12 protein-coding genes are annotated in these 14945 nt (G+C 62.2%); 7 read left to right on the top strand and 5 right to left on the bottom strand.

All coding sequences use genetic code 11. The annotated features are described in order from the left end of the window. The first annotated feature begins 210 nt into the window (after positions 1–210). A complete protein-coding gene (locus NPS29_RS17985) occupies positions 211–1551 on the top strand; it encodes an MATE family efflux transporter (RefSeq protein ID WP_274134089.1) in 1341 nt (446 codons plus the stop codon). Here NPS29_RS17985 and NPS29_RS17980 read toward each other — a convergent pair. From NPS29_RS17980 to NPS29_RS17960, 5 genes are all read right to left on the bottom strand, one after another. Next, positions 1542–2738 (bottom strand): contractile injection system protein, VgrG/Pvc8 family, encoded by a 1197-nt coding sequence (locus NPS29_RS17980; RefSeq protein WP_274134088.1) that lies wholly within the window; start codon positions 2736–2738, stop codon positions 1542–1544. The genes NPS29_RS17985 and NPS29_RS17980 overlap by 10 nt on opposite strands. 290 nt (positions 2739–3028) lie before the next feature. Continuing rightward, complete coding sequence (speA, locus tag NPS29_RS17975; protein ID WP_274134087.1) at positions 3029–4942, bottom strand: arginine decarboxylase; 1914 nt, start codon at positions 4940–4942, stop codon at positions 3029–3031. A gap of 194 nt (positions 4943–5136) precedes the next feature. After that, on the bottom strand, positions 5137–5508 hold the full coding sequence (locus NPS29_RS17970; protein ID WP_274134086.1) for a translation initiation factor Sui1: 372 nt from the start codon (positions 5506–5508) through the stop codon (positions 5137–5139). 163 nt (positions 5509–5671) lie between these two features. Then, complete coding sequence (locus NPS29_RS17965; RefSeq protein WP_274134085.1) at positions 5672–6217, bottom strand: NUDIX hydrolase; 546 nt, start codon at positions 6215–6217, stop codon at positions 5672–5674. Positions 6218–6220: 3 nt separating this feature from the next. After that, positions 6221–7324, bottom strand: a complete 1104-nt coding sequence (locus tag NPS29_RS17960; protein WP_274134084.1) for a DUF2333 family protein — start codon at positions 7322–7324, stop codon at positions 6221–6223. A 353-nt stretch (positions 7325–7677) separates the two neighbouring features. Between NPS29_RS17960 and NPS29_RS17955 the strand changes: the two genes are divergently transcribed. The 6 genes from NPS29_RS17955 to prmA all read left to right on the top strand — a co-directional run bounded on the left by NPS29_RS17955 (position 7678) and on the right by prmA (position 14939). Continuing rightward, on the top strand, positions 7678–9336 hold the full coding sequence (locus tag NPS29_RS17955; protein WP_274134083.1) for a response regulator: 1659 nt from the start codon (positions 7678–7680) through the stop codon (positions 9334–9336). Positions 9337–9465: 129 nt separating this feature from the next. Beyond that, a complete protein-coding gene (locus NPS29_RS17950) occupies positions 9466–11250 on the top strand; it encodes a protein-disulfide reductase DsbD (protein WP_274134082.1) in 1785 nt (594 codons plus the stop codon). A gap of 153 nt (positions 11251–11403) precedes the next feature. Beyond that, positions 11404–11856 (top strand): type II 3-dehydroquinate dehydratase, encoded by a 453-nt coding sequence (gene aroQ, locus NPS29_RS17945; protein WP_274134136.1) that lies wholly within the window; start codon positions 11404–11406, stop codon positions 11854–11856. Positions 11857–11936: 80 nt separating this feature from the next. Continuing rightward, entirely contained in the window at positions 11937–12398 is a 462-nt protein-coding gene (gene accB, locus NPS29_RS17940; protein WP_274134081.1) for an acetyl-CoA carboxylase biotin carboxyl carrier protein, read from the top strand. Between the two features lie 17 nt (positions 12399–12415). Continuing rightward, positions 12416–13780, top strand: a complete 1365-nt coding sequence (accC, locus tag NPS29_RS17935) for an acetyl-CoA carboxylase biotin carboxylase subunit (RefSeq protein WP_274134080.1) — start codon at positions 12416–12418, stop codon at positions 13778–13780. A 280-nt stretch (positions 13781–14060) separates the two neighbouring features. Continuing rightward, the gene (prmA, locus tag NPS29_RS17930; protein ID WP_274134079.1) at positions 14061–14939 is read left to right on the top strand and encodes a 50S ribosomal protein L11 methyltransferase; all 879 of its coding nucleotides are present in this window, start codon (positions 14061–14063) and stop codon (positions 14937–14939) included. The last annotated feature ends 6 nt before the right edge of the window (positions 14940–14945 follow it).

Here is a 14945-nt window from a genome sequence, read left to right as displayed (position 1 = left end):
CGGGAATAGACCTTGGGTTTGTGGGTTTGTTCGCAGCGGCGTGACGTTGCACACGGTCCACGAATGCACACAAAACCTGTAGGAGTGAGCTTGCTCGCGATAGCGGACTGCCAGACAACTCTGCTGCGACAGACCAAACGCCATCGCGAGCAAGCTCACTCCTACAGGTGCCCGGTACCCGCTACAATGCCGCCCTTCCCCGGGAGCCTTATGTCCAACTTCTTCGCAGACTGGCGTCAGCGTGCCACCCACCGGCAGGTGTGGGCGCTGGCTGCGCCGATGATTCTGTCCAACATCTCCGTGCCGCTGGTGACTCTGGTCGACAGCAGCGTGATCGGCCATCTGCCCCACGCCCACCAATTGGGCGCGGTGGCCGTAGGTGGCACCTTGTACAGTTTTCTGGCCTGGGCGATGAGTTTCCTGCGCATGGGCACCACCGGCTTTGCCGCTCAGGCGGCCGGGCGCAAGGACGGTGCGGCGCTGCGCCAGGTGCTGCTGCAAGGCCTGCTGCTGGCCATGGGCTTCGCGGTGCTGCTGGGGCTGATCGGGCTGCCCTTCCAGCATCTGGCGCTGCAACTGATGCAGCCCTCGCCGGACCTCAACGAACTCACCCAGGATTTCTTTCATACCCGGCTGTTTGGCTTGCCCGCAGCGCTCGCCAGTTATGCCTTGGTCGGCTGGTTCCTGGGCCTGCAAAACGCCCGGGCGCCGCTGGCGATTCTGCTGACCACCAACCTGGTCAACATCGCCCTGAACCTGTGGTTCGTGCTCGGCCTGGACTGGGGCGTGGTCGGCAGCGCCCGGGCGTCGGTGGTGGCCGAGTGGATTGGCGCGCTGCTGGGCCTGGCCCTGACCCACAAAGGCCTGCGCGATTACCCCGGACACCTGGCTTTGGCCGCCCTCAAGCGCTGGCAAAGCTGGCGACCGCTGCTGATGGTCAACCGCGATATCTTCATTCGCAGCCTGGTGCTGCAATCGGTGTTCTTTCTCATCACCACCCAGGGCGCACGGCTGGGCGATGCCACGGTGGCGGCCAACGCGCTGCTGCTCAACGGCCTGCTCCTGACCGCCAACGCGCTGGATGGCCTGGCCCATGCGGTGGAAGCCCTCTGCGGCCACGCCATCGGCGCGCGGGACCGCAACGCCCTGCGCCGTTCGTTGAACGTGGCCGGGGGCTGGTCGCTGATTTGCAGCCTGGGGTTCGCCGTGCTGTTCCTGCTCTGCGGGCACCTGTTCATCGCAATGCAGACCGACATCGTTCAGGTGCGGGAAATCGCCTTCATCTATCTGCCTTATCTCGCCGTACTGCCGCTGGTGGCCGTCTGGAGCTACCTGCTCGACGGCCTGTTCATCGGCGCCACCCGGGCCCGGGAGATGCGCAATGCGATGGTTGTCACCGCGTTGCTCACAGCGCCCTTTGCCTGGGTGGCGGGCGGCTTGGGCAACCACGCCCTGTGGTGGGTGTTCTTGCTGTTCATGGCGCTGCGGGCCGTGACGCTGGGCGTGATCGCCAGGCGCCTGAACCGCAGCGATGGCTGGTTTCACGGCTGATCGGGCTCGCCTGGCTGCGCTTGCGCCTCGGCCCTGGCAATGGACGAGAGCATGACCTTCAGGCCGCTCAGTGACAGGGTCCGTGAATCGATGGTCACCAGGCTCGCGCCCACCCTGAAATGCAGCTCGTTGTTGCGGGCCAGGCGCACGATCAGCTTGTCGTCAACGGAGAACTGCCGGGACTCGTCCAGAAACAGTTCCTTGTCGATGCGAGTGGTGATCACCCTGCGCGGAACCACGGCCGGGTCGGGCTTGGCGCGCGGGTTGATGTCCGGATCCCACAACCGGTGGCTGACGTAGGGATAGCTGGGGTTACCGTCACGGAAGTTCACCACCACCTCCATACCGCCCCACCATGGGTTCTTGCCGTTGATGAGCGCAGGATCGATGGGCACCCAGCAGTCGTTGAACCGTGCGCCATCACCCTGGTGCCCCCATTCGAAGCGCACCTTCAGCCGGCCCCTTGCATCCAGCTTCACCGGTTCGAACAGCCCGCCCACCACACAGGCGCGCTGCATGTTCATGGGCGCGTCCTTTGCCGGATCGATCTTGCGCGGCTCGCTGGGGAGTTGCGTCGCCTGGGCGACAGAGGCTTCACGCGCCTGTGGCGACTGGTCGGTGAACACCACGACATGCCGCTTGCGGGTGTGCAGGAAGTAATAGTGCATGCCTTCCTCGTCACACAGGCGTTGCAGCAGGGACAGATCGCTCTCGCGGTACTGGGCGCAGAAGTCACGCTCCACGCACGGCTGGCTGCGTTGCCAGACGTAGCCCGCGTCGTCGATGCCGTGCTCGCTCAGCACCTGGTTGATGATCTGGTCGGCGTTCATCCCCTGGAAGATGCGCTGGTTGTGCCGGAAGGCCATCAACCCCAGCCGGGGGCCCAGGGTGATAATGAAACGCGTGGGCCGCATCTGCGCCAGGTTGCTGGGCGCAGGCTCCGTAGTGCTGCGCACGATACTCTGGATATGCCCGTGGATGCCCCAGGCCAGGTCATGGGTATGTAAGTAGGCGCCGCTGAACAGTAATTCATGGGCGTCCAGATCGCCGCCGGGATGGACGATTTCCAGTTCATAGGAATAGGGCTGATTGAAGACCTCGCCCCCCGTGCATGTCAGCACTTCGAACGAGCGCTTGGGGCGACCGGTTTCCAGACGCAGGGGCTTTGAGTCGGCGAACTGAAGCATAAAGCGGATGACCTCTACGGGTAGTTGCGAGAGGCCAGCGATTCTGGGGCAGAAGATCCGCCAAGTAGAGGGGGTAAAAGCAGAACAGGAAATAGCCTACAACCGTGGGCGGCAGGTTGTGGCGAATTGTAGGAGAGGCGCGTGCCAGCAGGGCCGCACCGTGCCAGCAAGATCGCTCCCGCGGGCAAGCCCGGCTGCTACGAAGAGCAGGCGCGCCCTCATCCCGTAGCAGCACGGCTTGCCGGCGGGGGCGTCGTCGGGGGCGCCATCGCCGGCAAGTCAGGCCGTCATCACGAAGACAGGTACGAAGACCGTGTCAGCCCCAGGCGCAACGCGTCCAGGTACTGGGTGCGCTCACGTGGGGAAATCCGCGCGCTGGCCACCTTGTCGCGGTAGTGCGTCATCAACTCCTCCGGCGACAGGTGCACATAGCGCAGCATGTCTTCGATGGTGTCGTGGGTTTCGATGCCTGCGTGGTAAACGCTGCCGTCGGCGTTCTGGTAGATGTTCACCGAATCGGTGTCGCCGAACAGGTTGTGCATGTCACCCAGGATTTCCTGGTACGCGCCCACCAGGAACACGCCCAGCAGGTAATCCTCACCCTCGTTCAGCCCGTGGACCGGCAGGCTGGTCTCGATGCTTTGCTCGTCGACGTACTGGTTGATCTTGCCATCCGAGTCACAGGTCAGGTCCTGCAGCACGGCGCGACGGTTCGGCTCTTCGTTCAGACGGTGCAGCGGGATGATCGGCAATACCTGATCGATCGCCCAGGTGTCCGGCAGGCTCTGGAACACCGAGAAGTTGCAGATGTACTTGTCGGCCAGCTTGTCGTTGAGTTCGTCCAGAACCTGACGGTGCGAGCGCTGACGGGCCTTCAACGAGTTGTGCAGGCGACGGCACACGGCGAAGTAGCACTGCTCGCCCAGCGCTTTTTGCGCCAGGGTCAGCTTGCCGTCCGAATACTGCGCGGCCAGGTCGCTCATGTAGTGGGTGGCGCGCCAGTAGGTCTCGGTGACCATCTCGATGTCGGTCGGGCCGAGAAGATCGACCAGCCATTGCAGGGTTTCGGGCAGGCTTTCCTTGTCCTCGATTTCCGGCACTTCGTCGTTGTGACGTTCCACGTCGGTGACCTGGATCACCAGCATCGCGTGGTGCGCGGTCAGCGAGCGGCCGCTCTCGGAGAAAATGTGCGGATGCGGCAGGCCCTGGGCGTCGCAGAACTCCTTGAGCATGCCGACCACGACACCGGCGTAATCGTCCATGTCGTAGTTGATCGAACTGGCATTACGCGAATGGGTGCCGTCGTAGTCCACACCCAGACCACCGCCGACGTCGATGTGATCGACCGGCAGGCCCAGGTTGCGCAGCTCGCCGTAGTAACGGATGGCTTCCTTGAAACCGTGCTGGTAGTCGGCCAGGTTGGCGATCTGCGAGCCCATGTGGAAGTGCAGCAGGCGAATGCCCTGGTCAAGCCCCGCCTTGGTGAAGCGCTCGACCACCGACAGCAGTTGCGCGGCAGACAGACCGAACTTGGACTTCTCGCCACCGGTGTCCGCCCACTTGCTCGACGCCAGCGAAGACAGACGAACCCGCAGGCCCACCTGTGGCGCGACTTTCAGCTCGGCGGCCTCTTCGATCACCAGTTCGACTTCGGATTCTTTCTCGATGACGATAAAGACGTTGTGGCCCAGCTTCTGGCCCATCAGCGCCAGACGGATGAACTCACGGTCCTTGTAACCGTTGCAGACGATGGTGCCGCCCTTCGGCGCCAGTGCCAGCACGGCCATCAGCTCGGGCTTGGAACCAGCCTCAAGGCCGATGGAAACGTTCTGCGTGGCGATGATGTTTTCCACCACCGCTTCCTGCTGGTTGACCTTGATCGGGTACAGCGCGGTGTACTTGCTCTGGTATTCCAGGCGCGCGATATTGGCGTCGAACGCACCGGTCAACTGACGCACACGGTCTTGCAGGATATCGGGGAAACGCACCAGCAATGGCAGGGAAAGGCCGCTCTTGCGCAGCTCCTCTACCTGCTCGTAGAGATCGATGGGCGAACTGCCTGGCCCGTTGGGGCGAACTTCAACACGGCCGGCTTCGTTGATTGCAAAATAACCAGCCCCCCAATGGCGAATCCCGTAGACACTGCGGCTGTCCGCCACGGTCCATTGGCTACCATCGTCTTTGCGTGTGCGTCGTACGGACATCGAAGTCCCCTGTATAAAAGTCAATAAAGCCCCGGCCTGACCGGCTGGGCGCAGTGTATAGAGTGCAAATGACGGTTTGGCACCCGCCTGCCGTGGGTAATAGACCCGAGGTGCAGACCGGAGTTTGTTTTGAACGTGAATGCCAGACCGAAGGGGCAATGCCAGGCATGAGCCCAAGAGCGAAAAGTGGCGACTCAGCCGCCGGACTTTTTCGCCTTGAAGCCCTGCTTGACCAGTTCTGCCAGCAGCGTCTCGACGTGATCGCCCTGAATCTCGATCACGCCATCCTTGAGCGCACCACCGGTTCCGCAACGACGCTTGAGCGTAGTCGCCAGTTCCTTGAGTGCATCTTCAGGCAGCGGCACGCCGGTGATGGTGGTGACGGTCTTGCCGCCACGGCCCTTGCTCTCGCGACGAACGCGGGCAATGCCATCACCTTCGGGGATAACCGATTTCTTGCAGATGCAGGCATCGACAGGCTGACGGCATTCGGGACAATGCCGTCCTGCGTCGGTGGAAAATACCAGGCCGCCGAGGGCAGCGAAGGATGCGGCTTTTTTGGCCACGGGCAATCCTCTTCTTGAGGACCAAAGTCTAGCCGACGGGAGCCGACCGCGAAGCCCCACTCAGGCAGGGGCAGCGCTACCGGACCGTGAAGACAGTCCGGCTTGAAAAGTCGCGCAGTGTAACGGCAAAAAGCGCTGCTGCTAAGTGCAAATATGCGCCAATTTACGGGCGTTTTGCGACGTCGCCCAGATAGCGCTTCAACGCAGCCAGAGAGTCCGGGCAATAAGGCTTCTCGACGGTTTCGCGCAGGACCTGATCGATGCTGATGAAACGCGCTTCGAGCACCTCTTCAGGCTGCAGTTTCAAGGGCCCGTCCCAGACGGCGGAGAAGACTGCACACCACAGGCGGTTGTCCGGCTGATCGAAGAAAAACTGCTCATGGGCGGTCAGCTCGACGCCAGCCACCCCCAGTTCTTCCTCCAACTCCCGCGCCGCCGACAGCTCATAGCTTTCATCGGCCTGGACCATGCCGCCCGCCGCCACGTCCCAGTAGCCCGGGTAGATGGCCTTGCTCAGGGTGCGCCGATGCACGCACAGCTCACCGGCGGAGTTGAACAGCAGGATATAGGTGCCCCGCCCGATCAGGCCGCGCTCGCGCAATTCGGCCCGCGGCATCGAACCCAGCAGTTGATCCTGACGATCGACCCAGGCGATCTGCTCGGCATCGGAAGCCGCGCGATGCGCGACTTCGTTTTCAGAGACGGCCACCGATCAACCCTGCGACAACAACTGGCGCAGGTCGATGACTGCGGCGTTGGCGCGGGACAGGTAGTTGGCCATGACCAGCGAGTGGTTGGCGAACACGCCGTATGGGCTGCCGTTGAGGATCAACGGGCTCCACATCGGTTCCTGCGAGGCCTCCAGCTCACGGATGATCTGACGCACGCTGACGGTGGCGTTCTTCTTGGCCAGTACATCGGCGAAATCGACTTCGATGGCCCGCAGCAGCAGGGACAGCGCCCAGGCCTGACCGCGCGCTTCATAGAACACGTTGTCGATCTGCATCCACGGGGTTTCGACGATTTCTTCGTCTACCTGCGGCACTTCACCCGGCTTCACGGTCACCGTGGACTGGGCTTCGGTCTTCAGGGTGCTGTTGAGCTTGACCCGACCGACGCTGGCCGACAGGCGCTGCGACAGCGAGCCCAGGCGGGTCCCGACATCACCCAGCCAGTTGTTCAGGTTGTCGGCACGGGTATAGAACAGCGCGCCGCGCTGGTTCGGATCGGACAGACGCGCCTGATAACGGGTCAGGGCAGCGATACCGTCGCGGTACTGGGATTCGCTCGACGGCAGGATCCAGCTCTTGTTGTCGAAGTTGAACAGCGGCTCGGCGCGGCCCAGATCGCCGTCTTCGGCCGACTGCGACTGGGAGCGGGCGAAGTCCTTGCGCAGGGCGCGGGTCAGGTCACGCACCTGGACCAGCACGCCGTATTCCCAGCTCGGCATGTTGTCCATCCACAGGCCTGGCGGGAAGCGGTCGTTGGAAATGTAGCCGCCCGGCTTGTCGAGCAGGGTCGAGACGACAGTCTTGAGGGTCTCGACGGTGGTGTAGCCAATCACCATCGGCTTGCCGTCACGCTCGGCGGCCGCCTGGGCCTGCTGCTGGACCGGAAACAAGGCCGGCTCGCTGCTCCACCAGATGCCCAGGACGACGGTCACCAGCAGGTAGATCGCCACCACCGCGCCCACCGCCCGGCTGAACAGCAGCCCGCTCCAATACCCGCGCGCGGCACGAGGTGCCTTGCCCACAGGTTTCCCGTCTACGCGCTCGCCCCCGCCCGCAGTGTCCGAGCGCTTCTTCCAATCCAGCATGGCCTTGTCCTTTCAATCACGGAATTCAGTGCTTAGGACCGCAACCTTACAGCAAGGTGCGTTTGGCAGGAACGCGAGGGATGGTCCATTTGCGTAATCCAGTGGTCCGTCTGCGCCATCCTTCGGCACCATGCCCTGTGCATGCATCGGGAAAACCCTGACTGGCCGGTCGCGACGTGAATCTTTGGCCACTGAAAATCCATCGCCTCAACACGCTTGAGCGGTGAAAATTTGACGCAAAAAAACCCTGAAAAAATGACAACTAAATGACTTGCGGCGCACTTGCGTCATAAAAGTAGTGCTAGCATAGCGCCAGCATTTGTATCAGGGTTTCCCCGATAAGTAGTCAGGACATGACCGAGCCAGAAGATTCGAGCCCAGACCGTCTCAAACACCACTTCGCCCAACGCGTCATCCACCAGGCCAGGCAGATCCTGGAGGTGTGGCAGCGCTTGCAGCAAAGCGAATGGTCGGTTGCGGATATGGAAGAACTCAGCGACGCCAACCAGCGCCTGCTGCGTTTTGCCGAACGCTTCGAACAGGCCGAGCATGCGCAACTGGCGCGCGGCATCAACCGCTCGCTGGAAGAGGTCCACGCCAACCGTGGCCGACTGAGCAGCGCCCTGATTACCGACCTCAACCGCTTGATGCAGCGCTTGTCACGTACCGGCCTGCGCCACGGCGACCGTCTGGAACACACCTCCCTGCCGCCCCTGCGCAAGCCCATCTACGTGATGCTGCAGGATCACGATCGCGGCGAGCGGCTGGCCAAGCAGCTTGAGTTCTTTGGACTGAGCGCCCAGGCGCTGAACACGGTCCAGGCCTTCCACGCGACCCTGGCCGAGCGCCTGCCGGCGGCGGTGGTGATGGACGTGGACTTCGGCGGGATCGGCGAAGGGCTGAAACTGGCGGCCAAGATGCAGGAAGGCCTGGAGCAGAAGCTGCCGCTGCTGTTCTTCAGCCATCACGAAACCGATACGCCAACCCGCCTGGCGGCGGTGCGTGCCGGTGGCGAGGAATTCCTCACGGGCACCCTTGAAGCGTCGAGCCTGCTGGAAAAGATCGAGATCCTGACCCGGGTTGCGCAGTACGAACCCTACAAGGTGCTCATCATCGATGACTCCCGCGCCCAGGCCACCCACACCGAGCGGCTGCTCAATAGCGCCGGGATCGTCACGCGCACGTTGTTCGACCCCATCAAGACCATGTCCGAACTGGCCGAATTCCAGCCCGACCTGATCATCCTCGACATGTACATGCCCGGCTGCACCGGTACGGAGCTGGCGAAAGTGATTCGCCACAACGACCGCTACGTCAGCGTGCCGATCATTTACCTGTCTGCCGAGGACGATCTGGATAAACAGCTGGATGCGATGAGCGAAGGCGGCGATGACTTCCTGACCAAACCGATCAAGCCTCGGCACCTGATCACTACCGTGCGCAACCGCGCGGCCCGGGCGCGCAACCTCAAGGCGCGGATGGTGCGCGACAGCCTGACCGGGCTGTACAACCACACCCACATCCTGCAACTGCTCGAAGACTGCAGCTTCCGCGCACGCCGCGAGAACAAGCCGCTCAGTTTCGTCATGCTCGACATCGACCACTTCAAGAAGGTCAACGATACCCACGGCCACCCCATGGGCGACCGCGTCATCAAGAGCCTGGCGCTGTTTCTCAAGCAACGCCTGCGTAAGACCGACTACATCGGCCGTTACGGCGGCGAAGAGTTTGCGGTGGTCATGCCCGATACCGACCTGGCCGCAGCCCACAGCGTACTCGACGAAATCCGTCGCCGCTTCGCCGAAATCCACTACCCCGCCCAGCCAGCAGACCTGTTCTGTACCTTCAGCGCAGGCGTGGTCGAACTGGGTGAACACGACGACGCACTGCTCATGGCCTCCCACGCGGACGACGCGCTGTACCGCGCGAAGAAGGCCGGGCGCAATCAGGTGCATTCAGCGCGCGATGAGATCGCGAAAGCGAAGATGGAGACGATGGCAACCATCCCGTAGCAGCCCGGCCGGGCGGCGCTCCGCTTGCCGGCGGGGGCGTACTGATGATCGCCCCCGCCGGCAAGCCGTGCTGCTACGGATCGCGTCATGTCCGTTATGATGCGCGCATGTTCGAGATGCGAGATCGCCATGCGCCGCCTGCTTTTTCTGATACTGCTGACCTTTGCCCTGCCCGCCTTCAGCGCCAGCCTGCTGGACAATCGCCCCGCCGGCGGGCTGGGCAGTGCCGCAGTCGATAACAGCAAGGATTTCCTGCCGGTTCGCCAGGCCTTCCAGCTCAACCTGATCGACTCGACGCCCGAGGCGATCAAGCTGCAATTCGTCGCCACCGAAGGCTATTACCTCTATCGCCACCGCTTTCAATTTCGCACCGAGCCTGCCGACATCGGCCTCGGCGCCGCGCAATTGCCTGATGGGGAAAAGAAGCACGACGAGTACTTCGGCGACGTCGAGGTGTACCACGGCATTCTCGACGTCACCCTGCCACGCAAGGCAGGCGATAATCGCGCCTTCACCCTGGTCGTGACCTACCAGGGCTGCGCCGACAAGGGCCTGTGCTACCCGCCAGAAACCGAGCGGTTGAAGATCGATGGCGGCGCCCCCGGCGCCACGGCCACAGGCGAACCCGGTGTCACCAAAGCCGTTTTCAGCTGGAAACAACTGGCGCTGTTCTTCCTCGCAGGCGTCGGCCTCACCTTCACGCCTTGCGTGCTGCCGATGCTGCCGATCCTCTCCGGCGTGGTTCTGCGCGGGCAAGTGGGCGGCATGCGCGGCTTCTCGCTGTCACTGGCCTACGTGCTGCCCATGGCGATCTGTTTCGCCCTGCTCGGCGCCCTGATGGGTATGTTCGGCGCCAGCCTGAATTTGCAGGCACGGTTGCAATCGGCCTGGGTACTGGTGCCGTTTTCGCTGTTCTTCGTGGTGTTCGCCATCGCCATGTTCGGCGTCTTCGAGCTGCGCCTGCCCCGGGCGCTCAACGACCGGCTCGAACGCATTGCCGGCAACACCCAGGGCGGCTCGTTGTGGGGCGCTGCGGTGCTGGGCGCCGTTTCCAGCCTGGTGGTGTCGCCCTGCGTGTCTGCGCCGCTGGCCGGTGCCTTGCTTTATATAAGTGCCAGCGGCGATGCATTGGGCGGCGCCTTGAAGCTGTTCGTGCTCGGACTGGGCATGGGTGCGCCCCTGGTGCTGGTGGCAACGGGCGGCGCGGCCTGGCTGCCGAAAAGCGGCCCTTGGCTGGTGACGGTGAAGAACATCATCGGCGTGTTGCTGCTGGCCCTGGCCATCGGCCTGTTGAGCCGGGTGATTCCCGGGCAATTCACCCTGATGCTGATCGGCGCGCTCTGGGCCGGCGTTGCGCTGTTTCTCGGCGCGCTGGAGTTCGTCGAGAAATCCACTCGCGGGCGGCTCAATCAACTGCTCGGCATTCTGTTGTTGGTCTACGCTCTGTGCTGCTGGTTCGGCGGCCTCGGCGGGCAGACCGATCCGCTGCGCCCACTGGGCGGCTCGCAAAACGCGCAACTGGCCCGGCAAGGCGGTAGTGAGGCATCTGCCTGGCAAACCGTGACCGATGCCAGCGAGCTGGACCGGATTCTGGAAACATCGGGCAACACAGGCCAACCGGTGCTCGTCGACTGGTATGCCGACTGGTGCATCAGCTGCAAGGTGATCGAGCACCAGGTTCTGCCCGATCCGAAAATTGTCAGCCAACTCAAGGGGTTCCGGTTGATTCGTTTCGACATGACGGCCAGCGGCGCCGAACAGCGCGCCTTGCTCGATCGCTACAAATTGTTCGGTCCACCGGCGCTGCTGTTCTTCGGAAAAGACGGGAACGAGCTGACAAATGCGCGTGTCGTCGGCGAAATCGACGCTGAGGGCTTCTCTGAGCACATAACTAGAGCAAATGACCAAATTTAGCTGCATAGTCACAAACTTTGCGCGAACATCGGTCATCGTGCTAGGTATTGTCGGTAACTGGACAGTCCATTGCGCTTTCCGGCATAGTCGCTGCGCATCAACGGCTCATACCTATGTATGAGCGTCGACAACGCACCTAACCAAGGACACACGATGGCGACTTTTCTGGTTCTCCACGGACCTAACCTGAACCTGCTGGGCACCCGCGAGCCGGGCATCTACGGCGCGGTCACGTTGGCCGATATCAACCAGGACCTGGAAAAGCGTGCGCGCGAAGCCGGTCACCATCTGATGTATCTGCAGAGCAATGCCGAGTACGAGTTGATCGACCGCATTCACGCAGCACGCGACGAAGGCGTGGACTTCATCCTGATCAATCCGGCTGCTTTCACTCACACAAGTGTCGCAATACGTGACGCGCTGCTTGGAGTGAGCATCCCATTCATCGAAGTGCACCTGTCGAACGTGCACAAGCGCGAACCTTTCCGCCATCACTCCTACTTTTCAGATGTCGCTGTAGGAGTGATCTGCGGCCTTGGCGCCAGCGGATACCGACTGGCCCTGGAGGCTGCCCTGGAACAACTGGCCACCCGTTCGAAGGCATGAACGGCGCAGTTTCGCACTGAGCCACATAGCCCGAACCGGCTACCCAATACCCCTGACCGTCCCCTGGGAGTTGATGATTAATGGATATCCGTAAAGTCAAGAAACTGATCGAACTGCTGGAAGAGTCCGGCATTGACGAACTGGAAATCAAAGAAGGCGAAGAGTCCGTACGGATCAGCCGCCACAGCAAGACCCCGGCACAGCAGTACTACGCGCCAGCTCCAATGGCCGCTCCGGCCGCAGCCCCTGCTCCAGCCGCCGCGCCTGCAGCAGCTGCCCCGGCAGAAGCTTCCGCGCCAAAACTGAACGGCACCGTTGCCCGTTCGCCAATGGTCGGTACCTTCTACCGCAAGGCTTCGCCTACCTCGCCGGCCTTCGTTGAAGTTGGCCAGACCGTGAAGAAAGGCGACACCCTGTGCATCGTCGAAGCGATGAAAATGATGAACCACATCGAAGCTGAAACCAGCGGTGTGATCGAGTCCATCCTCGTTGAAGATGGCCAGCCGGTTGAATTCGACCAGCCGCTGTTCACCATCGTTTGAACCGCGAGGAGCCAATGATGTTGAAACCTGCGAAGCTGGAAAAAGTCCTGATCGCCAACCGCGGTGAAATCGCTCTGCGAATCCTGCGCGCTTGCAAGGAACTGGACATCAAGACTGTCGCCGTCTACTCCAAGGCCGACAAAGAACTGATGCACCTGGGCCTGGCTGACGAATCCGTTTGCATCGGTCCGGCATCGGCTGCGCAGTCCTACCTGCACATCCCGGCGATCATCGCGGCAGCGGAAGTCACCGGCGCCACGGCGATCCACCCTGGCTACGGCTTCCTGGCCGAAAACGCCGACTTCGCCGAACAGGTCGAGAAATCCGGCTTTGCCTTCATCGGCCCGAACGCCGAGACCATTCGCCTGATGGGCGACAAGGTGTCGGCCAAGGACGCCATGATCAAGGCAGGCGTGCCAACCGTTCCAGGCTCTGACGGCCCGCTGCCTGAAGACGAAGAAGAAGCCCTGCGCATTGGCCGCGAAGTCGGTTACCCGGTGATCATCAAGGCCGCTGGCGGCGGCGGTGGTCGCGGCATGCGCGTGGTGCACAAGGAAGAAGACCTGATCTCGTCGGCCAAGCTGACCCGTTCGGAAGCCGGTGCAGCCTTCGGCAACCCGATGGTCTACCTGGAGAAGTTCCTGACCAACCCGCGTCACGTGGAAGTTCAGGTGCTGTCCGACGGCCAGGGCCAGGCGATCCACCTGGGCGACCGTGACTGCTCGCTGCAACGCCGCCACCAGAAGGTGCTTGAAGAAGCGCCGGCGCCTGGCATCGACGAAAAAGCGCGCCAGGAAGTGCTGGCTCGCTGCGTCAAGGCGTGCATCGACATCGGTTACCGCGGTGCCGGTACGTTCGAATTCCTGTACGAAAACGGCGCGTTCTATTTCATCGAAATGAACACCCGCGTTCAGGTCGAGCACCCGGTTTCGGAAATGGTCACCGGTATCGACATCGTCAAGGAGATGCTGAGCATCGCCGCTGGCAACAAATTGTCGTTCACCCAGGACGACGTGAAGATCCACGGTCACGCGCTGGAATGCCGTATCAACGCCGAAGACCCGAAGACCTTCATGCCAAGCCCTGGCACGGTCAAGCATTTCCACGCACCAGGCGGCAACGGCGTTCGCGTCGATTCGCACCTGTACAGCGGTTATGCGGTTCCACCGAACTACGACTCGCTGATCGGCAAGCTGATCACCTGGGGCGCAACCCGCGATGAAGCCATGGCTCGCATGCGCAACGCCCTGGACGAAATCGTGGTCGATGGCATCAAGACCAACATCCCGCTGCACCGTGAACTGACCCGCGACGAAAGCTTCTGCAAAGGCGGCGTCAACATTCACTACCTGGAACACAAGCTGGCCGGTGAGAAACACTGATCCGTCAGTAAATGTTGCAGACCAACAAGGCCGCTTTCGAGCGGCTTTGTTGTTTTTGATCCATCAGATGCCGCAATTCCTGTAGGAGTGAGCTTGCTCGCGATAGCATCCTTACAGGTGCCATAGTATCGACTGGCAAATCGCAATCGCGAGCAAGCTCACTCCTACAGAGACATGCGCATGCATGCTCTTTGTTGTTTCCCCCCGAACCCCGTAAACTTGCCGGTCTTTCGCGGCATTTGCGCCGCCTGTCATTTTTTCTATTCGAAGGTAATCCGCCATGCCTTGGCTGCAAGTCCGTCTCGCCATCAGCCCAGAACAAGCCGAAACCTACGAAGACGCGCTTCTTGAAGTCGGCGCCGTGTCCGTGACGTTCATGGACGCTGAAGACCAGCCCATCTTCGAACCGGAACTCAACACCACGCCGCTGTGGTCGCACACCCACCTGCTGGCCCTGTTCGAGGCCGACACCGACGCCGACATGGCGCTCAATCACCTCAAGCTTCTGACCGGCGCCGAGCTGCCGGAGCACTCTCACGAAGTGATCGAAGACCAGGATTGGGAACGCAGCTGGATGGACAACTTCCAGCCAATGCGCTTTGGACAGCGCCTGTGGATCGTGCCGAGCTGGCACGCAGCGCCGGAGCCTGATGCGGTGAACCTGCTGCTCGACCCGGGCCTGGCTTTCGGCACCGGTACCCACCCCACTACCGCCCTGTGCCTGGAATGGCTCGATGGCCAGGACCTGAACGACGCCAACGTCCTGGACTTCGGCTGCGGCTCGGGCATCCTGGCCATCGCCGCGTTGCTGCTGGGCGCAAAGCACGCCGTCGGCACCGACATCGACGTGCAGGCGCTGGAAGCCTCCCGCGACAACGCCGGGCGCAACAATGTGCCGGCCGAGAAATTCCCGCTCTACCTGCCCGAAGATCTGCCAAAAGAGCCGGCCGACGTATTGGTGGCTAATATTCTGGCAGGACCACTGGTTTCGCTGGCACCTGTGCTCGCAAGCCTGGTCAAACCCGGTGGACGCCTGGCGTTGTCCGGCATTCTTGCCGAGCAAGGCGATGAAGTGGCCGCTGCCTACGCCGACACATTCGACCTGGACCCGATCGCCAACCGCGACGGCTGGGTACGGATCACCGGCCGTCGTCGCTGACACTCC

Source organism: Pseudomonas putida (assembly GCF_028682175.1).
Lineage (GTDB): Bacteria > Pseudomonadota > Gammaproteobacteria > Pseudomonadales > Pseudomonadaceae > Aquipseudomonas > Aquipseudomonas putida_AD.
This window is presented reverse-complemented; position numbering and strand designations above follow the sequence as displayed.